General features: G+C 75.0%; 15 protein-coding genes. 8 read left to right on the top strand and 7 right to left on the bottom strand.

Annotation, left to right across the window (positions count from 1 at the left end; translation table 11 throughout):
- Positions 1-198: 198 nt before the first annotated feature.
- Complete coding sequence (gene gabT, locus ACI79G_RS24135; RefSeq protein WP_456883573.1) at positions 199-1,554, bottom strand: 4-aminobutyrate--2-oxoglutarate transaminase; 1,356 nt, start codon at positions 1,552-1,554, stop codon at positions 199-201.
- Positions 1,555-1,694: 140 nt separating this feature from the next.
- Between gabT and ACI79G_RS24130 the strand changes: the two genes are divergently transcribed.
- Positions 1,695-3,203 carry a PucR family transcriptional regulator gene (locus tag ACI79G_RS24130; RefSeq protein WP_456883572.1) on the top strand — a complete coding sequence of 503 codons (1,509 nt, stop codon included), beginning with the start codon at positions 1,695-1,697 and terminating at the stop codon, positions 3,201-3,203.
- Positions 3,204-3,317: 114 nt separating this feature from the next.
- Positions 3,318-4,763, top strand: coding sequence for a gamma-aminobutyraldehyde dehydrogenase (locus ACI79G_RS24125; protein WP_456883571.1), 1,446 nt, complete (start codon positions 3,318-3,320; stop codon positions 4,761-4,763).
- Between the two features lie 258 nt (positions 4,764-5,021).
- Here the strand turns inward: ACI79G_RS24125 and ACI79G_RS24120 are convergent, their stop codons facing one another.
- On the bottom strand, positions 5,022-6,455 hold the full coding sequence (locus ACI79G_RS24120; RefSeq protein ID WP_456883570.1) for an aldehyde dehydrogenase family protein: 1,434 nt from the start codon (positions 6,453-6,455) through the stop codon (positions 5,022-5,024).
- A gap of 170 nt (positions 6,456-6,625) precedes the next feature.
- Between ACI79G_RS24120 and ACI79G_RS24115 the strand changes: the two genes are divergently transcribed.
- From ACI79G_RS24115 to ACI79G_RS24090, 6 genes are all read left to right on the top strand, one after another.
- Positions 6,626-7,966, top strand: coding sequence for an MFS transporter (locus ACI79G_RS24115; protein ID WP_456883569.1), 1,341 nt, complete (start codon positions 6,626-6,628; stop codon positions 7,964-7,966).
- A 40-nt stretch (positions 7,967-8,006) separates the two neighbouring features.
- Positions 8,007-9,416: an FAD-binding oxidoreductase gene (locus tag ACI79G_RS24110; RefSeq protein ID WP_456883568.1), complete on the top strand. Its 1,410-nt coding sequence runs from the start codon at positions 8,007-8,009 to the stop codon at positions 9,414-9,416.
- Positions 9,413-9,748: a hypothetical protein gene (locus ACI79G_RS24105; RefSeq protein ID WP_456883567.1), complete on the top strand. Its 336-nt coding sequence runs from the start codon at positions 9,413-9,415 to the stop codon at positions 9,746-9,748. The genes ACI79G_RS24110 and ACI79G_RS24105 overlap by 4 nt, the downstream gene beginning before the upstream one ends.
- Positions 9,749-9,869: 121 nt before the next feature.
- Complete coding sequence (locus ACI79G_RS24100; RefSeq protein ID WP_456883566.1) at positions 9,870-10,448, top strand: MBL fold metallo-hydrolase; 579 nt, start codon at positions 9,870-9,872, stop codon at positions 10,446-10,448.
- Between the two features lie 138 nt (positions 10,449-10,586).
- Positions 10,587-12,173, top strand: a complete 1,587-nt coding sequence (locus tag ACI79G_RS24095; protein WP_456883565.1) for a thiamine pyrophosphate-binding protein — start codon at positions 10,587-10,589, stop codon at positions 12,171-12,173.
- Positions 12,174-12,198: 25 nt separating this feature from the next.
- The gene (locus ACI79G_RS24090) at positions 12,199-13,653 is read left to right on the top strand and encodes a sodium:solute symporter (RefSeq protein ID WP_456883564.1); all 1,455 of its coding nucleotides are present in this window, start codon (positions 12,199-12,201) and stop codon (positions 13,651-13,653) included.
- 123 nt (positions 13,654-13,776) lie between these two features.
- Here the strand turns inward: ACI79G_RS24090 and ACI79G_RS24085 are convergent, their stop codons facing one another.
- From ACI79G_RS24085 to ACI79G_RS24065, 5 genes are all read right to left on the bottom strand, one after another.
- A complete protein-coding gene (locus tag ACI79G_RS24085; protein ID WP_456883563.1) occupies positions 13,777-14,538 on the bottom strand; it encodes an SDR family NAD(P)-dependent oxidoreductase in 762 nt (253 codons plus the stop codon).
- Positions 14,539-14,554: 16 nt separating this feature from the next.
- Complete coding sequence (locus tag ACI79G_RS24080; RefSeq protein WP_456883562.1) at positions 14,555-15,628, bottom strand: transketolase family protein; 1,074 nt, start codon at positions 15,626-15,628, stop codon at positions 14,555-14,557.
- Positions 15,625-16,500 carry a transketolase gene (locus ACI79G_RS24075; protein WP_456883561.1) on the bottom strand — a complete coding sequence of 292 codons (876 nt, stop codon included), beginning with the start codon at positions 16,498-16,500 and terminating at the stop codon, positions 15,625-15,627. The genes ACI79G_RS24080 and ACI79G_RS24075 overlap by 4 nt, the downstream gene beginning before the upstream one ends.
- Positions 16,501-16,524: 24 nt before the next feature.
- Complete coding sequence (locus ACI79G_RS24070; RefSeq protein ID WP_456883560.1) at positions 16,525-17,949, bottom strand: MFS transporter; 1,425 nt, start codon at positions 17,947-17,949, stop codon at positions 16,525-16,527.
- Between the two features lie 500 nt (positions 17,950-18,449).
- A complete protein-coding gene (locus ACI79G_RS24065; RefSeq protein ID WP_456883559.1) occupies positions 18,450-19,109 on the bottom strand; it encodes a GntR family transcriptional regulator in 660 nt (219 codons plus the stop codon).
- Positions 19,110-19,317: the final 208 nt, after the last annotated feature.

The raw sequence follows: 19,317 nt of genomic DNA, 5'->3' as shown, positions 1-19,317 counted from the left end.
TGGCCGGCGGGCCGTCGTCCCCGGGGACGGCGGCGGCGTCGGCCACCCGCACCCCGAGCCGGTCGAAGACCGGCACGACGTCGGCCAGCAGCGGCCGGGTGGCCGGCCAGGTGACCAGACCGCCCACCCGATCGCTCCCGGCGGGGCCCTCGGGACGCAGGGTCAGCCGGCGGTGAGCGCCGGCTGCGGCCGGGGCGCTCACTTCCCCGCGTGCGCGTCGAAGGCCGCGTCGAGGACGTCGAGCCCCTCGGTGAGCAGGTCCTGCCCGATGACCAACGGGGGCAGGAAGCGGAGCACGTTGCTGTGCGTGCCGGCCGTCAGGGTGATAACGCCCTCGGCGTGGCAGGCCTTGGAGATCGCGTTGGTCAGCGCGGAGTCGGGCTCGTTCGTACCCGGCTTGACCAGCTCGACGGCGAGCATCGCGCCGCGGCCGCGGACGTCACCGACCACGCCGGTGCGCTCCTGCAGCGCGCGCAGCCGCGGCAGCATGGTGGCCTCGATCGCGCGCGCGGCGGCGTTCAGGTCCAGCTCGCGCATGGTGCGGATGCTGGCCAGCGCGGCGGCGCAGGACACCGGGTTGCCGCCGTAGGTGCCGCCCAGGCCACCGGTGTGCACGGCGTCCATCAGCTCGGCGCGGCCGGTCACCCCGGCCAGCGGCATCCCGCCGGCGATGCCCTTGGCGGTGGTGATGAGGTCGGGGACGACGCCCTCGTGCTCCGAGGCGAACCAGGCGCCGGTGCGGCAGAAGCCGGTCTGCACCTCGTCGGCGATGAAGACCGCGCCCGAGCGGCGGCACCAGTCGGTCAGGGCCGGCAGGAAGCCCGGCGCCGGGACGACGAAGCCGCCCTCGCCCTGGATCGGCTCGATGAGCACGGCGGCCACGTTGGCCGCGCCGATCTGCGTCTCGATCAGGTCGATCGCCCGCGCGGCGGCCTGCTCGCCGGTCATCCCCGGCTCGTCGCGGTACGGGTAGGACATCGGCACCCGGTAGACCTCGCCGGCGAACGGCCCGAAGCCGTGCTTGTACGGCATGTTCTTCGCCGTCAGGGCCATCGTGAGGTTGGTGCGGCCGTGGTAGGCGTGGTCGAAGACGACGACGGCCGAGCGGCCGGTGGCCACCCGGGCCACCTTGACCGCGTTCTCCACGGCCTCGGCGCCGGTGTTGAACAGCGCCGTGCGCTTCTCGTGGTCACCGGGGGTGAGCCGGTCGAGCTCCTCGGCGACGGCGACGTAGCCCTCGTAGGGCCCGACCATGAAGCAGGTGTGGGTGAAGGCGGCGACCTGGGCCTGGACGGCGGCCACGACCTCGGGCGCGGCGTGGCCGACGTTGGTGACGGCGATGCCCGAGCCCAGGTCGATGAAGGAGTTGCCGTCGACGTCGACCACCACGCCGCCGGCCGCGCGCTCGACGTAGACCGGCAGGACGCTGCCCACGGCGGAGGTGACCGCGGCGGCGCGGCGGGCGGCCAGCTCGCGCGAGCGGGGGCCGGGCAGCTCGGTGACGAGGCGCCGCTCCTGGGCGACGGGGTGGGGGCCGGTCAGCAGGTCGGTCATCGCTGTCTCCTCGTGGGGCCGGCCTCCCCCGACGGGGGAGGTCCTCGCGTCCAGGGTCCGTGGCGTGCGTCTCTCCCGGTACCGTCCGGATCGGCACTCCCGGGACGTCCGGGTGTCCAGTTCGTCGAGAGGTCCTCCCCGTGCCGGTCACCGTCGCGACCCTGCTCGGCACCCCGTCGCTCGCGCTGGCGCTGCACTCCCGCAGCGCACGGGTGGACCGCGCGATCTCCTGGGTGCACGTCAGCGAGCTCGCCGACCCCACACCGTTCCTCGAGGGCGGCGAGCTGCTGCTCAGCACCGGCCTGGCGCTGACGCCCGACATGGCCGAGGGGTACGTCCGCCGGCTGGCCGGGGCCGGCGTGGTCGGCCTCGGCCTGGGCACCGGCCTCACCCACGCGGAGGTGCCCGCCGAACTGGTCGCCGCGGCCGACGAGCACGGCCTGGCGGTGCTCGAGGTGCCGCGGCAGACGCCGTTCATCGCCCTGTCGCGGGCGGTCTCCAGCGCACTGGCCGCCGAGGAGTACGCGGCGGTCACCCGGACGTCGACGGTGCAGCGCGAGCTGACCCGCGCCGCGGTCGCCCCCGGCGCCCCGGGCACCGTCGTCGACCGGCTGGCCCGGCACCTCGGCGGCTGGGCACTCCTGGTCGACGCCGCGGGGACGCCGCTGGAGGCAGCGCCGCCGTCCGCCCGGGGCCGCGCCGGCGGCCTGGCGGCGGCGGTCGACCGGCTGCGCACCGCCCGGCCCCCGGCAGGCGCCGCGCTCACCCAGCCCGGCGAGACGGTGCTGCTGCAGTCGCTGGGCACCGGCTCGCGGGTCCGCGGGTTCCTCGCCGTCGGGCGGCCGGGCCCCTTCTCCGCGGGTGACCGGCACGTGGTCAACGCGGCCGCGCTGCTCCTCACGCTCCGGCTGGAGCAGTCCCGCGCGCTCGACAGCGGCACCGCGGCGCTGCGGGCGGCGATCCTGCAGTTGCTGCTGGCCGGGCAGACCGCCGCGGCCGAGCCGGTGGTGGCGGCGCTGGGCGAGCGGCTGCCGGGTGAGCCGGTGCTGGCGCTGGCGGTGCTGGGCAGCCCCGAGCAGCGGGCCGCCGCCGTCGACGTGGCCGCCGACGCGGCCGCGCACGTCCGCGAGCCGGTGCTGTCGGCCGAGCTCGACGACGCCCTCGTCGTCCTGGTGCCGGCCGAGGGCCCGCTGGCCGGGCGGCTGGCCGACCTGCCCGAGCGGGTGCCCGGCGCCGTCCTCGGGACCGCGCCGCCGGTGCCGTGGGCGCGGCTCGCCGACGGCGTGCGCCAGGCCCGGCAGGCGGCCGGGCACGGCCGGGCCGCGGGACGGCCGGTCACCGCCTTCGCCGACCTGGCCGGCCGCGGACTGGCGGCCCTCCTCGACCCGGGGGCCACCACCGCCTTCGCCGAGGCCGCGCTCGCACCGCTGGCCGCGGCCGACCGGGCCGGCCCCGGCGACCTGGTGGAGTCGCTGCGGGTCTGGCTGGCCGCCCACGGGCAGTGGGAGCCGGCCGCGGCCCGCCTGGGCGTCCACCGGCACACGCTGCGCAAGCGGATCCGGCGGGCCGAGGAGCTGCTCGGCCGCGACCTGGACTCCCCCGGCGTCCGGGCCGAGCTCTGGCTGGCCCTGCACCCTCCGTCGTCCTGAGGAATCCGTCGTCAGTTCACCGTGAGGCTGGACAGATCGGCCGCCTGCAGTGACGATTGCCACCGGATCAGCGGTTCCGGGGACGCCGGGACACTCGAACGAGAGGGACCTCCGGTGAGCGAGAAGCTCGAGCTGCGCAACTTCGTCGGCGGGGAGCACGTCGACGCCACCGACGGCCGCCGGGCCGACCTGGTGGACCCGGCCACCGGCGAGGTGTTCGCCTCGGCCCCGGTGTCGTCGGCCGAGGACGTCGACCGCGCCTACACCGCCGCGGCGAACGCCTTCCCCGGCTGGCGGGACGCCACCCCCTCGGAGCGCTCCCTGGCGCTGTTCCGGCTCGCCGACGCGATCGAGGCGCACGGCGAGGAGCTGGTGGCGCTGGAGAGCCGCAACACCGGCAAGCCGCTCGGGCTGACCGCCAGCGAGGAGATCCCGCCGATGGTCGACCAGATCCGGTTCTTCGCCGGTGCCGCGCGCAACCTCGAGGGCAAGGCGGCCGCGGAGTACATGGCCGGCCACACGTCCTGGATCCGGCGCGAGCCGGTCGGGGTCGTCGGCCAGGTGACGCCGTGGAACTACCCGATGATGATGGCGGTCTGGAAGTTCGCGCCGGCGATCGCGGCCGGCAACACCGTCGTCCTCAAGCCCAGCGACACCACCCCGGCGACGACGCTGCGGATGGCCGAGCTGGCCGCCGAGTTCCTCCCGGCGGGCGTGTTCAACGTGGTCTGCGGCGACCGGGACACCGGCCGGGCGCTGGTCGAGCACCGCACCCCGCAGATGGTCTCGATCACCGGGTCGGTGCGGGCCGGCATGGCGGTGGCCGAGTCGGCCGCCCGCGACGTCAAGCGGGTGCACCTGGAGCTCGGCGGCAAGGCGCCGGTCGTCGTCTTCGACGACGCCGACCTCGAGGCCGCGGCCGAGGCCATCGCGGTCGCCGGCTACTTCAACGCCGGCCAGGACTGCACCGCCGCCACCCGGGTGCTGGCCGGGCCGGGCATCCACGACGACTTCGTCGCGGCGCTGACCGAGCAGGCCAGGAACACCCGGACGACGTACGAGAACGGCGCCGGTGACGAGGACGCCCTCGTGCCGCCGGTGAACAACGCCAACCAGCTCGCGCACGTCACCGGGTTCCTCGACCGCGCACCCGACCACGCCGAGATCACCGCCGGTGGGCGCCGGCTCGGGGACCGCGGCTTCTTCGTCGAGCCGACCGTCGTGGCCGGCCTGCGGCAGGACGACGAGCTGGTGCAGAAGGAGGTCTTCGGCCCGGTCATCACCGTGCAGCGGTTCTCCGACGAGGAGCAGGCCCTCGCCTGGGCCAACGGGGTCGAGTACGGGCTGGCCTCCAGCGTCTGGACGAAGGACTTCGGCCGGGCGATGCGGATGAGCAGGGCGCTGGACTTCGGCTGCGTCTGGATCAACACGCACATCCCGCTGGTCGCCGAGATGCCGCACGGCGGCTTCAAGCACTCCGGCTACGGCAAGGACCTGTCGATGTACGGGTTCGAGGACTACACCCGCATCAAGCACGTCATGGCCAACCTCGACAGCTGAGCTGTTCTCCTCGTCGGCCCACCGGCCGACACCGCGGCCAGGTGCCGTCCCCGACCGGCGCGGAGCCGCTGCCCTGTCCCGGTCGGGGACCCTCCGGGCCCCGCGACCGGTCCACCCCGGCTCGAGTGCCGTTCCCGACCGGCGGGGAGCCGCTCGGTCGAGGACGTGACGAGGCCCCGGTCCGATCGGACCGGGGCCTCGCTGCGTCCCGGCCGCCTCGAGGTCGTCAGCGGCGGCCGGGGATCTCGCCGACGCGGGCTAGACGTCGATGCCGGTGAGGACGAGGACCCGCTCCTCGGTGAGGTCCTCCATCGCCGCGTGCACGCCCTCGCGGCCGGTGCCGGAGTCCTTCACGCCGCCGTAGGGCATCTGGTCGGCGCGGAAGCTCGGGACGTCGCCGACCACCACTCCCCCGACCTCGAGCACCGAGGCCGCGCGGAAGGCCACCTGCAGGTCGCGGGTGAACACGCCGGTCTGCAGCCCGAAGCGGCTGTCGTTCACCCGGGCGAACGCCTCGTCCACGGAGTCCACGGTGTCCAGGACGACGACCGGCCCGAACACCTCCTCGCAGGAGACCTTCGCGTCGGCCGGGACGTCGGTGAGCACCGTGGGCGCGTAGGTGGCGCCGTCGCGGGTGCCGCCGGTGAGCACGCGGGCGCCCGCGGCCACCGCCTCGTCGACCCAGCTCTCCACCCGACGGGCGGCCTGCTCGTCGATCAGCGGCCCGACGTCGGTCGCCGGGTCGGTCGGGACGCCGGTGACCAGCTTCTCCACGGCCTCCACCACGCGGGCGGTCAGCGCGTCGGCGACCGCGCGATGGGCGAACACCCGCTGCACCGAGATGCAGGACTGCCCGGCCTGGTACATCGCGAAGGTCGCGATGCGGGAGGCGGCCCGGTCCAGCGCCGCGTCGTCCTGGTCGGGGGCGACGACGACCGCCGCGTTGCCGCCGAGCTCGAGGGTGACGTGCTTGCGCGGCGCGGACTCGCGGATCGACCAGCCGACCGGCACCGACCCGGTGAAGGAGACGACCGGCAGCCGCGGGTCCTGCACCAGCGCTGCGGCGACCTCGTTGGGCACCGGCAGCACCGACCAGGCGCCGGCCGGCAGCTCGGTCTCGGCCAGGATCTCGCCGAGCAGCAGCGCCGACAGCGGCGTCGCCGGAGCGGGCTTGACGACGATCGGCGCCCCGGCGGCGATCGCCGGCGCCACCTTGTGCGCCACCAGGTTCAGCGGGAAGTTGAACGGCGCGATGCCCAGCACCGGGCCGCGCGGCACCCGCCGCACCAGCGCCATCCGCCCGGTCGCGGCCGGGTCGGTGTCCAGCCGCTGCAGGCTGCCCGACCAGCGCCGCGCCTCCTCCGCGCCCCAGCGGAAGGTCGACACGGCGCGGGCCACCTCGAGCCGGGCCCACTTGAGCGGCTTGCCGGACTCCGCGGTGATCAGCGCGGCGACCTCCTCGCTGCGCTCGGCCAGCCGCCGGGACACGTGGTCGAGTGCGGCGGCCCGGGCGTGGGCGGGCAGGGCCGCACAGGCGGCGCGAGCGGCGTGGGCGGCCGACACCGCGGCCTCGACGTCCTCGGCGGTGGCGTTCGTCGTCCGGCCGGCCTCGGCGCCGTCGAACGGCGAGCGCACCTCGACGACGTCGGTGCCGGTCCGGGGCCGGCCGGCGACCCAGTAGGGGGTGGTCATGCGTCCTCCTCGGGACGTGGGCGGTGTCCCCGCTGAATGTGCGAGACAGGGCGCCACCGGGCCAGTGCCGGTCCGTCCACCCGGCCGGGTCCCGACGCGCCGACCTGGCACGCGGGCCCGCGGCTCTACCGTGACCGCGGACACCCGCACGGACGTCGTCTGGAGGAGCCGTGGCCCACGCCGAGACCGACCCGGTCGGGAGGAGCGCGCTGCGCAAGGTCGCGTGGCGGCTGGTGCCCTTCCTCGGGCTCCTCTACTTCGTCAACTACCTCGACCGCACCAACATCGGCTTCGCCAAGCTCACGATGAGCGAGGACCTGGGGCTGACCGAGACGATGTTCGGGCTGGCCTCGGGGCTGTTCTTCATCGGCTACCTCTTCTTCGAGGTCCCGAGCAACCTGGCGCTGCACCGCTTCGGCGCCCGCCGCTGGATCGCCCGCATCATGGTCAGCTGGGGCGCCGTCGCGAGCGCCATGGCCTTCGTCGACTCGGCGGGCTGGTTGTACGCGCTGCGGGTGCTGCTCGGCGTCGCCGAGGCCGGCTTCTTCCCCGGGGTCCTGCTCTACCTGACCTGGTGGCTGCCCCGGGCCCAGCGGGTGCAGCTGATCGGGGCCTTCCTGGTGGCCGTCCCGCTCTCCTCGGCCCTGGGGGCGCCGCTGTCGGGCGCGATCATCCAGTACGCCGACGGCCTGTTCGGCCTGGCTGGCTGGCGGGTCATGTTCCTCGTCGAGGGCCTGCCCGCCGTGCTGCTGGGCGTGGCCTGCTGGTTCTACCTGACCGACCGCCCCGCGGACGCCCACTGGCTCACCGCCGAGGAACGCGGCTGGCTGGCCCGGACCATCGCCGCCGAGGGCGAGACGTCCGGCCCGCGGGAGGCCTCCCCGTGGCGGGCGATGGCCGACCTGCGGGTGGTCGGTCTCGGCTTCGTCTACTTCGGCGTCGTCTACGGCCTGTACGCGGTGTCGTTCTTCCTGCCGACCGTGGTCGCCGGCCTCGCGGAGCGCTTCGACACCGACTACTCGATCTTCGAGACCGGCGCGATCGTCGCGGTCCCGTTCCTCGCCGGCGCGGTCACGATGGTGCTGTGGAGCCGGCACTCCGACCGGACGGGCGAGCGCCGATGGCACCTGGCCCTGCCGGCCGCGCTGGGCGGGGTGACCATCCCGGTGGCCCTCTACCTCGACTCGCCGTTCACCGTCATGGCCGTCATCACCCTGACCGCGGTCGGCATCTGCTGCGCGCTGCCGGTGTTCTGGCACTTCCCGCCGCTGTTCCTCGCCGGCGCCGGGGCCGCGGCAGGCATCGCGCTGATCAACTCGCTGGGCAACACCGCCGGCTTCGCCGCCCCCTACATCACCGGGTGGGTCTCCGACGCCACCGGCAGCATCCGGCCCGCGCTCTGGCTGGTCGGCATCGCCATGCTGCTGTCGGCGGCCGGTGCCCTCCTGCTGTCGCGCCGCCGGACACCCGTCGCGACGACGGCGGGCGGGCGCGACGCGGTGCTCGACTGAGCACCGGTGCACGGGCGGGCCGCGGTGCTTGACTGAGGGCGTGACACAGGCTCCCGCACTGCGGTCCGGCGTCGTGGCGGCCCTGCTGGCCGCCCTCCCGGCCGACCGCGTCCTGTCCGCCGACGACGTCGTCGGCTCCTACGTGCACGACGAGGCCGAGTGGGCACCCCACGGCGCGCCGCTGGCCGTCGTCCGCCCCCGGTCCACGGCCGAGGTGCAGGCCGTGGTGCGCGCCTGCCTGGCGCACCGGACGCCGCTGGTGCCGCGCGGCGCCGGCACCGGCCTGTCCGGCGGGGCGAACGCCGTCGACGGGTGCGTCGTGCTCTCCACCGAGCACATGCGGGACGTGGTCGCCATCGACCCGGTCGAGCGCTACGCCGTCGTGCAGCCCGGCGTGGTCAACGACGACCTGCGCGCCGCCTGCGCCGAGCAGGGCCTGTGGTACCCGCCGGACCCGGCCAGCTCCCCCTGGTCGACCATCGGCGGCAACGTGGCCACCAACGCCGGCGGCGTGTGCTGCGTGAAGTACGGCGTGACCCGCGACTACGTGCTCGAGCTCGAGGCGGTCAACGGCCTCGGCGAGGTCGTGCGGCTCGGGCGGCGCACCGCCAAGGGCGTCGTCGGATACGACATGGTCGGGCTGATGGTCGGCTCCGAGGGCACCCTCGGCGTGGTCACCGAGGTGACCGTGCGGCTGCGGCCGGCGCGGGCGCCCGAGCGCACCGTCGTCGGCTACTTCGACTCCGTGGTCGACGCCGGCCGCGCGGTCGAGGCGCTCGGCGCGGCCGGGGTGACCCCCTCGGCGCTGGAGCTGGTCGACCGGCACTGCCTGGCCGCCGTCGACGAGTGGAAGAGCATGGGCCTGTCGGTCGACGCCGCCGTGGTGCTGCTCGGCCGCACCGACGCCCCCGGCCCGGCCGGCGACGCCGAGGCCGACGCGATGCTGCGCAGCTTCGAGCTCGGCGGCGCCACGTGGGCCGCGGCGTCCACCGACCCGGCCGAGGCCGAGGCGCTGTTCGCCGCGCGCCGGCTGGCCTACCCGGCGCTGGAGCGGCTGGGCCCGCTGCTGACCGAGGACGTCTGCGTGCCCAAGGCCGCCGTCCCGGAGATGCTCGCCCGGATCGAGGCGGCCGCCACCCGCAACGACGTGCTCATCGCCAACATCGCGCACGCCGGCGACGGCAACCTGCACCCGCTGCTGATCACACCGCCCGGCGACGGCGAGGCGCGGGCCCGGGCCCAGGTCGCGTTCGGCGAGATCATGCGCGACGCCGTGGCGCTGGGCGGGACGGTGACCGGCGAGCACGGCGTCGGCCTGCTCAAGCGCGACGGGCTGGCGGTCGAGCTGGCCCCGGAGGTGGTCGCCATGCAGCGCGCGGTCAAGGCCGCGCTCGACCCGCACGGCATCCTCAACGCCGGGAAGGTCTTCCCCGACGCGGTGTCCGCGTGAGCGCCGACGACTCCTCCCAGCACGTCGGGGTCCGGCGGCCCGGCGGCCGCTGCGTGCACGCCTGGCGGCGACCGGCCAGCACCCGGCCGGTGCTGGGGATCCACGGACCGAGCAGCACCTCGCGGCTGTGGTCCTGGACGCTCGCCGCGGCGCCGGACGTCGACCTCGTCGCCGCCGACGTCTTCCTCACCGACACCGCCGCCGACGCGCTGCGCCGGCTCTCGGTGCCCACGCAGCTGCGTACGCCGAGTGGAGCACCGGCGCCGGGTCGCGGCCGGCCCACACCGACGACGAGGTGGCCGCGGTGGTGGCACCGTCGGACGGACTGGTGACGGCGGGGCTGCTGCCCGGGCACGACCACGCGGGCGTGGTGATGACCGGCTCGGGCGCGGCCGCCTCGGTGCGGGCGCTGCGCCGCTCGCTGGCGGGCTGAGCCCGGGCTACGGTCCGCGGGTGGCCGACCTCTCCCGCACCGCCCGCGTCGACGTCCTGGTCGAGGGCTACGCCCGCCTGCCGCACGTGGCGGGGACGGTGAGCCTGGTGCGCGACGCCGGGCGGGTGGTGGTCGTCGACCCCGGCATGGTGGCCGACCGGGAGCTCATCCTGCGCCCGCTGCGCGAGCTCGGCGTCGCGCCCGAGGACGTCACCGACGTCGTCCTCAGCCACCACCACCTCGACCACACGCTCAACGTGGCGCTGTTCCCGGTGGTGCCGGTGCACGACTTCCAGTCGGTGATCGAGGGCGACGTGTTCACCCGGCGGGCTGCCGACGGCGTCGACCTCACCCCGTCGGTCCGCCTGCTGGCCACGCCGGGGCACACCCCGCAGGACGTCACGACGCTGGTCGGCACGCCCGACGACGTCGTCGCGCTCACCCACCTGTGGTGGACCGGCGAGGGCCCGGCCGACGACCCCTACTCCCCCGACCGCGACGAGCTGCGGCGCCAGCGGGAGCGGGTGCTCGGGCTCGCCACGCTCGTCGTCCCCGGCCACGGCGCGCCCTTCCGCCCGGGGGCCGCGACCCCGCGCTGAGCCGGGGCACCAGCGGCCGACGCTCGACGGTCCGGCGACCCGGCTCCGTGCGGGACGCCGGACCGTCCACTGTCGCGACCCGGTGCGGCACGGGACCCTCGGCGCACCCCGAGGACGCCGTCACGAGGAGCCGCGGTCGTGAGCCCTGCAGACCACCGCAACGGCGGCGCGGCCGTCGTCGAGACCCTCGCCGCCCACGGGGTCGACACCGTGTTCGGCATCCCCGGCACCCACAACCTGGAGCTGTACCGGCACCTCCGTGCCGCCGGCATCCGCCCGGTCACGCCCCGCCACGAGCAGGGGGCCGGCTACGCCGCCGAGGCCTACGCGCGGGTCTCGGGGCGGCCGGGCGTCGTGGTGACCACCAGCGGCCCGGGGCTGACCAACGCGATGACCGCCGCGGCCACCGCGCACGCCGAGTCGCAGCCGGTGCTCGTCCTCTCCCCCGGCGTGCCCACCGGCACCGAGGGCGCCGACCTCGGCCTGCTGCACGAGGTCAAGGACGCCAGCGGCGCGATGCAGCGGCTGGTCCGGTGGAGCCGCCGGGTGCGCAGCGCCGACGAGGCCGCCGAGGCGGTCACCGAGGCCTTCGCCTCCTTCTCCGGAGGACGGCCGCGCCCGGTCCACGTCGAGGTCCCGGTCGACGTGCTGGAGCAGGTCTGGACGGGGACGGCGCGCACCGCCGGGCCGGTGCCCGCACCCGTTCCGGACCCGGACGCCGTCGGCCGCGCCGCGGAGCTGCTGGCCGGCGCGCAGCGCCCGCTGGTGGTCGCCGGCGGTGGCGCCGTGGACGCCGCGGCCGAGGTCACCGCGCTCGCCGAGGCACTGGGCGCGCCGGTCGCCACGACCGTGAACGGCAAGGGCGTCGTCGCCGAGGACCACCCGCTGTCGGTGGGGGCGTCGGTGCGCCTGCGCGTCCTGCAGCGGGAGGCCGCCGCCTGCGACGCCCTGCTCGTCGTCGGCAGCGAGCTGGGCGACTCCGACCTCTGGGCGGGCCGGATCAGCGCGCGGGCGGTCGTGCGGGTGGACGTCGAGGAGGGGCAGCTGCACAAGAACTGCCCCGCGACGGTCGCCGTGCACGCCGACGCCGCGCTGGCCCTCCGCGCCCTCTCCGCCGCGCTGCCCGCCCGCGCCCGCGACAGCGTCCGCCGCGCGGCGGACCTGCGCGCGGCCTGCCGGGACGAGGCCCGCGCCGACGCCGGCGGGAACGAGGAGGTCAACGCCGCCGTCCGGGCCGCCCTGCCGGCCGACGCCGTCCTGGCCGGGGACAGCTCCCAGGTCACCTACTTCGGCTCCGTGCACTTCTTCGACCTGCCGGCGCCGCGCCGGTTCTGCTACACGCCGGGGTACGCCACGCTCGGCTACAGCGTGCCCGCGGCGGTCGGCGCCTCCCTCGCCCGGCCCGGGCACCCGGTCGCCGTCCTGCTCGGGGACGGCGCCCTGATGTTCTGCCTCCAGGAGCTGGCCACCCTCACCGAGCTGGGGCTGGCCGTCCCGGTGGTCGTCGTCGACAACGGCGGCTACCGCGAGATCCGCGACCAGCAGGCCGCTCGCGGGATCCCGCCCACCGCGGTGGACCTGCCGACCCCCGACCTCGCGGCCGTCGCCACCGCCATGGGCGCGCACGGGGTGCGCACCGCCGACCCCGCCGCGCTCACCGCCCTGGTCGCCGACGCGCTGTCGGCCGACCGCCCGACCCTCGTCCACCTGGACGCCCGGTCCTGACCCGCTGCACACGAGGAGGAGAGTCGTGGACGTCGCCGTCGTCGGCCTCTACCTGGCCGCCATGATCGCCTTCGGCTTCTGGGGGAAGCGCCGCGCCACCACCCAGTCCGACTTCCTGGTCGCCGGACGGCGGCTGGGTCCGCTCCTGTACTCCGGGACGATGGCCGCCATCGTGCTCGGCGGCGCGTCCACCATTGGGGGCGTCGGGCTCGGCTACGAGTACGGCCTGTCCGGCATGTGGCTGGTCGTCGCCATCGGCACCGGGATCCTCGCGCTCTCGCTGCTGTTCGCCGGCCGCATCCAGCGCCTGGGCGTCTACACCGTCAGTCAGATGCTCGAGCTGCGCTACGGCCCCGGCTCCAGCGTGCTCTCCGGCCTGGTGATGTTCGGCTACACGCTGATGCTCTCGGTCACCTCGACCATCGCCTACGCGACCATCTTCGGTGCCCTGCTGGACCTGGGGCGGATCCCGTCGATCGTCATCGGCGGCGCCGTCGTCGTCCTCTACTCGACGCTCGGCGGCATGTGGTCGATCACCCTGACCGACTTCGTCCAGTTCGTCATCAAGACCGTCGGGATCTTCCTCGTCCTGCTGCCGGTCGTGGTGGTCGAGGCCGGCGGGTTCCGCGCCCTGGCCGACGCCCTCCCCGCGGACGCCCTCTCGCTCACCACCATCGGCGGCGGCACGATCGTCACCTACTTCGTCATCTACACCTTCGGCCTGCTCATCGGGCAGGACATCTGGCAGCGGGTGTTCACCGCGCGCAGCCCCGGTGTCGCGCGGTGGGCGGGTGCCGCCTCCGGTGTCTACTGCCTGCTCTACGGCGTGGCCGGCGCCGTGATCGGCATGGCCGCCCGCGTGATCCTGCCCGCGCTCGACGCCCGCGACGACGCGTTCGCCGCCGTCGTCGAGGCCACGATGCCGGCGCTCCTGGCCGGGCTCGTGCTCGCCGCCGCCCTCGCCGCGGTGATGTCCACCTCCAGCGGCGCGCTGATCGCCACCGCGACGGTGTTCAGCCAGGACATCGTCGCGCGGCTGCGGGGCCGCGACCCGGAGGCGGGCAGCGAGCACGAGCACGTCCGCAGCAACCGGCTCTACGTCGCCGGCTTCGGCGTCGTGATGATCGCCATCGCCTGCGCTCTGCAGGACGTCGTCGCCGCGCTCACCATCGCCTACGACATCCTGGTCGGCGGCCTGCTCGTCGCCATCCTGGGCGGCCTGGTGTGGCGGCGCGGCACCAACGTCGGCGCCCTCGTCTCGATGGCCGCCGGCACGCTCGCCACGCTGGCGACGATGGTCGTCGTCGGCGACATCTACGCCAACGAGCCGATCTACGTCGGCCTGGCCGCGGCGCTGGTGGGCTACGTGGCCGCCAGCCTGGCCTCGCGCCCGACGGACCCGCGGGTGCTCGCCACCTGGGACCGCCGGCTCGCCGGGCAGGACGCGCCGCGGACGCCGACGGCGCACGTCACCTCCTGACCCGGACGCAGACGCCGGCGCGGCCCGCCCCCCGGAGGGGACGGGCCGCGCCGGCGAGAGGCCGGAGGCGGCCCCGTCCAAAGGCTCACCGCGAGCTCGCGAGCGGTGAGGAGGACGGGGTCCTCAATGGATGTGCGACCCGCCGTTGACGTCGTAGGTCGCGCCGGTGATGTACCCGGTCTCCTCGCGGCACAGGTAGGTGATGAGGTCGGCGACGTCGGCAGGCCGGCCGTTGCGGCCCACGGGGATACCGGCGAGCAGCTGCTGCTTGCGCTCCCCCTCCAGGGCGCCGCCGGTGATGTCGGTGTCGATCAGCCCCGGCGCGACGGCGTTCACGGTGATGCCGTGCGGCCCCAGCTCGCGGGCCAGGGCCCGGGTGAAGCCCAGCTCGGCGGCCTTGGCCGCGGAGTAGGCCACCCCGCCGAACACCCCGCCGCCCCGCTCGGCCGAGACCGAGGAGAGGAAGACGATCCGGCCGAAGCCGCGCTCGGCCATGCCGGGCGCCAGGCGGCGGGTCACGTTGAACGCGCCCCGCACGTTGACGGCGAAGATGCGGTCCCACTCCTCGCCGCTGACCTCGAGGAAGGGCGTCGGCGAGGTGATGCCGGCGTTGTTGACCAGGGCCCCGACCGGCGGCAGCGCGCCGTCGAGGACGGCCAGCGCGTTCTCCACGGAGGCCTCGTCGGTGATGTCGCAGCCGATGCCCACGGCCTGCACGCCGTTGCGCTCGGCGACCTCCGTGGCGGCGTCCTTGGCGCTGGCCTCGTCGAGGTCGAGGATGGCGACGTTCCAGCCGGCGGCGGCGAGGGTGTGTGCGGTGGCGCGGCCGATGCCGCGCTTGGAGCCGGCGCCGGTGACGACGACGGTCTTGTCGGAGACGGACACGGGTTCCTCCAGGGGTTCAGGCGGTGGCGGGGGCCGGGTCGGCGGGTGCTGCTGCGACGTGCGGGGACGTCCGCGGGCGGTGCCCGGTGGTGGGACCGCTGAGCTCGTCCCGGACCCGGGCGACGACGGCGTCGGTCGAGAGGCCGTAGCGGTCGTGCAGGGTGGGCAGGGCCCCGGCGGCGAGGAACTCGTCGGGCAGGGCGATGGGCACCACGCGGGTACCCACCCCGGCGAACGCCAGGGTCGATGCGACCGACTCGGCCAGGCCGCCGATCACGGTGTGGTTCTCCAGCGTGACGACGAGCCGGTCGGTGCGGGCGGCCCGCAGGATCGCCTCGGTGTCCAGCGGCTTGATCGTCGGCACGTGCAGGACGGCGACGTCGACGGAGTCGGCCTCGAGGCGGGCCGCGGCCTGCAGCGCCCGCATCGTCATCAGGCCGGTGGAGATGAGGACGACGTCCCGCCCGGTGCGCAGCTCGGCGGCCTTGCCGAGCTCGAAGCGGTAGTCGTACTCGTCGAGCACCGTCGGCACCGCCCCGCGGAGCAGCCGCAGGTAGGTGGGGCCGGGGGCGTCGGCCAGCGCCGGCACGGCCTGCTCGATGTCGACCGAGTCGCAGGGGTCGACGATGGTCAGGCCCGGGCAGCCGCGGAGGATGGCCAGGTCCTCGGTGGCCTGGTGGCTGGGCCCGTACCCGGTGGTCAGGCCGGGCAGCGCGCCGACCACGTTGACGTTGAGCCCGGGCTCGGCGATGTCGAGGCAGAGGAAGTCGTAGGCCCGCCGGGTGGCGAAGACCGAGTAGGTGGAGGCGAAGGGCACCAGCCCCACCTCCGCCATGCCGGCCGCCGCGCCCAGCAGCGACTGCTCGGCCATGCCCATCTGGAAGAACCGGTCGGGGTGGGCGTCGCGGAACACGTGCATGTCGGTGTACTTCGCCAGGTCGGCCGACAGCCCGACGATCTCGGGCCGCTGCTCGGCGAGCCGGTTGAGCGCGTGCCCGAACGGGGCGCTGGTGGTGCGCTGACCAGGGTCGGCAAACGAGGCGATCATCGCCGAGGTGGTGAGCCGCTTCTTCGGCGTGGTGCTGGTCATCGGGTCGTCCCCTCCTGCAGCTGGTCGCGGGCGATCTGCCACTCGTGCTCCTCGACCCGCATGAAGTGGGCCTTCTCCCGGCCCTCGAGCAGCGGCACCCCGCGACCGATGCGGGTGTCGCAGATGAGCACCCCGGGCGAGCCGCGGTGCGCGCGGAGCTCGTCGAGGGCGTCGACGAGCGCCGCGACGTCGTTGCCGTCGACGCGCAGGGCGTGCCAGCCGAAGGCCCGCCACTTGTCGGTCACCGGCTCGGTGCGCAGCACGCCGGCGGTGGGGCCGTCGGCCTGCAGCGCGTTGACGTCGACGATCGCGGTGACGTTGTCCAGGCCGTGGTGGGCGCAGGCCAGCGCGGCCTCCCAGGTCGAGCCCTCGTCCAGCTCGCCGTCGGAGAGCAGGTTGTAGACCCGCGCCCCGTTGCCCTGGTGGCGCAGCCCGAGGGCCATGCCGGCGGCCACGGCCAGCCCGTGGCCGAGCGATCCGCCGGAGATCTCCACACCCGGGGTGTAGGAGGCCATGGCCGACATCGGCAGCCGCGACTCGTCGGAGCCGTAGGTCTCCAGCTCCTCGGCCGGGATCGTGCCGGCCTCGGCCAGCGCCGCGTAGAGGGCGATGGCGTAGTGGCCGATGGAGAGCAGGAAGCGGTCCCGGTCGGGCCAGTGCGGGTCCTCCGGGCGGTACCGGAGCTGGTCGGTGTAGACGGCGGCCAGCACGTCGGCCACGCCGAGCGCCTGCCCGATGTAGCCCTGGCCCTGCACCTCCCCCATGTCCAGGGCGTTGCGGCGGATCCGGTACGCGGCCTGGCGGATCCGCTCGATCCGCTCCGCCCGGTCACCGGCGGCCGGTGCGGCCTGCGGTGTGGTCAGCGAGGTCATGTCGTGCTCCTCTCGGGAGTGGGCTCAGTCGGTCGCGGAGTCGGCCGTCGGCCGGTGCTCGTGCGTCCGGGTGCGGGGGCTGGGGACGGCGGCTTCGGCGGCGAGGGTGCGCTCGAGCACGGCGACCTCGTCCCGCTCGGCGCGGCCCCAGGTCTCGCGGGTGACCAGCGTGGCGACCAGGCCCAGCAGGCCGTAGCCGCTGAACAGCAGTGCCGGGCCGATCCAGCCGACGCCGGCGTACAGCGCCGTGGCGACCAGCGGGGTGAAGCCGGAGACGACGGCCGACATCTGGTAGGCCAGCGACGCGCCGGTGGTGCGGGTCTTGGCCGCGAACAGCTCGGAGAACCAGGCGCCCTGCACCCCGGCGAGCGAGTTCTGCAGGACCGCGTAGCTGACGACGAACGCGATGATGATCGCCACCGCGGCGCCGGTGTTGGCCACGAGGAACAGCGGGATGCCCCACAGCACGTGCAGCAAGGTGCCCAGCAGGTACACCGGGCGCCGCCCGATCCGGTCGGTGAGCGCGCCCCAGTAGGTGGTGGCGAAGATGCCGATCCCGGCGGCGATCATCGTCGCGGTGAGGGTGACCGACCGGTCGGCCAGCCCCTCGGCGGCGACGTACGACAGCATGAACGTGACCGACACCGCGTAGCCGGCGGTCTCGGTGATCCGCAGGCAGAAGGCGCGCAGGATGTTGCGCCAGTCGTCGCGGAGCACCTCGAGGAGCGGGTTCTTGGAGAGCTCGCCCTCCTCCTTGAGCTCCTCGAACTCGGGCGACTCCTCGACCTTGAGCCGGATCACGATGCCGACGACGATCAGGACGGCGCTGAGCAGGAACGGCACCCGCCACGCCCACGAGCCGCCCAGCGGGACGCTGGCCAGGAAGGCCAGGTTGGCCAGCAGCAGCCCGACCGGGAAGCCGGCCTGCGTGATGCCGGTGTACAGGCCCTTCTTGCGCCAGGGGGCGTGTTCGAAGCACATGAGGATCGCGCCGCCCCACTCCGCGCCGAACGCGAGCCCCTGCACGACGCGCACGGCGACGAGCAGCACCCCGGCCCAGACGCCGACCTGCTGGTAGGTGGGCAGGCAGCCGATGAGCACCGTCGCGATCCCCATGAGCAGCAGGGAGCCGACGAGCACCGGCTTGCGGCCGATCTTGTCGCCGAGGTAGCCGCCGATGATCCCGCCGAGCGGGCGCACCGCGAAACCGATGCCCAGCGTGGCGAAGGACAGCAGCGTGCCGGACAACGGGTCGTCCGCGGGGAAGAAGGCGGTGTTGAAGTACAGCGCCGCCGCGATGCCGAAGCCGATGAAGTCGTAGGTCTCGATCGTCGCGCCGACCGAGCAGCCGATGGCGACCTTCTTCTTCTCCGGCGTCCCCTCGATGGGATGCCAGTGGGCGACCTCCTCGAGGTGCGGATCGCGGACAGGTGGGTGCCGCTCGGTCATGGTGATCTCCAGTGGGCGGGTGGGCAGTCGTTCCCCGTTGTCCGTCGACTGTTAACAGTCAACTGCCGACTAGAGTGAGTGGCGACCGTCACGGTGTCAAGGGTCACTTCTCGACACCTGCATCCCTGCAGGTCGCAGCGGGGAGGGGCGGGCTGCCCTCCAGGGCGGCGCCGACTCTCGGGAGGACCCCGTCCTCCTCACCCTCGCCCGCTCGGGGTGGGCCTCGGGACGTGGCCGGGGCGGCTCCTCACGGGAGGGAGGAGGGGCGGCCCCCCTACAGGGGCCCGCCGTGAGCACACGAGCGGTGGAGCGGAACGGCCCCGTCCGGCGCACCACCGGTTCCCGGGAGCACCCGGTCCTCCTCACCCTCGCCCGCGCGGGGTGAGCCTCGGGACGGGGCGGGACGGGGTCCTCTCACGGCGGTGCGGTGGACGGGCGGCCGCCACCCTCCGGGGGCCCCACGCCGGGCCCGCGAGGCGTGGAGGAACGGTGGTCCGCTCTCAGGCGGACTCGGTGGCCTGGGCGAAGTGCTCCGCGGCTCCGGCCATGTGCTCGTCGACGACCCGCACGGCGGCCTCGACGTCCCCGCGCTCGATGGCCTCGACGATCGGGACGTGCCGGTCGCGGGCCATCATCGGCGCCTGCCAGGCCGCGCCGTTGAGGATGGCGACCCGCATCCGGCCCTCGAGCCGCTGCCAGGCCTCGACCAGCATGGAGTTGCCCGACAGCCGGCAGAGGAGCAGGTGGAAGGCCAGGTCGGCCTCCATCCGCGCGGCGGGGTCACCCTCGTCGGAGAGCCGCTCCACGGCCGTCCGCAGCGTCTCGGCGGCGGCCTCGCGCCGCGGCGAGGCGATGACCTCCCGGACGGCGAGCCCCTCGAGGGCGGCCCGGACGCGGAAGAGCTCGTGCACCTCGGCGGAGGACAGGCTGTTGACCCGCAGCATCCCGCGGTTGCCGGCGGTGACCAGGCCCTCCTGCTGGAGGTGCCGCAGCGCCTCGCGCACCGTGCCGCGACTGACCCCGAGCGACCCCGCCAGCTCCACCTCACCGAGGTGGTCGCCGGGCCGGTACCGGCCGGAGAGGATGGCCGACCGGAGCGCCTCGAGGGACCGCTCGCGCAACGTGCTCCGGTCCAGTGCCGACAGTGACTCAACGCTCACGCAGCAGCCTCCTCGTCGACCGTCATCGTAGCCGCGTCGTCCCGGCCGGTGTGCCGACTGTCGACAGTGTTCCCCCGTCTTGGGGTCAGCGCGCCACGACGTTGCGCAGCTCGCGGCCGGCGAGCAGGGCCTCCAGGTTGGTGGCGACGTGCTCGTCGGCCCCGACCCCCCGGCCGCCGGCCCCGCGTGGGGTGAGCAGCAGGTTCGG

This window comes from Geodermatophilus sp. SYSU D00779 (genome assembly GCF_054050595.1).
The sequence above is the reverse complement of the archived record's forward strand: the minus strand, read 5'-3'. Positions and strand labels throughout refer to the sequence as shown.

Bases quoted from the DNA above. Each gene is read 5' to 3' on its own strand.
- gabT (WP_456883573.1), bottom strand. From the start codon at position 1,554: ATGACCGACCTGCTGACCGGCCCCCACCCCGTCGCCCAGGAGCGGCGC.
- ACI79G_RS24120 (WP_456883570.1), bottom strand. From the start codon at position 6,455: ATGACCACCCCCTACTGGGTCGCCGGCCGGCCCCGGACCGGCACCGAC.
- ACI79G_RS24080 (WP_456883562.1), bottom strand. From the start codon at position 15,628: ATGACCAGCACCACGCCGAAGAAGCGGCTCACCACCTCGGCGATGATC.
- ACI79G_RS24075 (WP_456883561.1), bottom strand. From the start codon at position 16,500: ATGACCTCGCTGACCACACCGCAGGCCGCACCGGCCGCCGGTGACCGG.
- ACI79G_RS24070 (WP_456883560.1), bottom strand. From the start codon at position 17,949: ATGACCGAGCGGCACCCACCTGTCCGCGATCCGCACCTCGAGGAGGTC.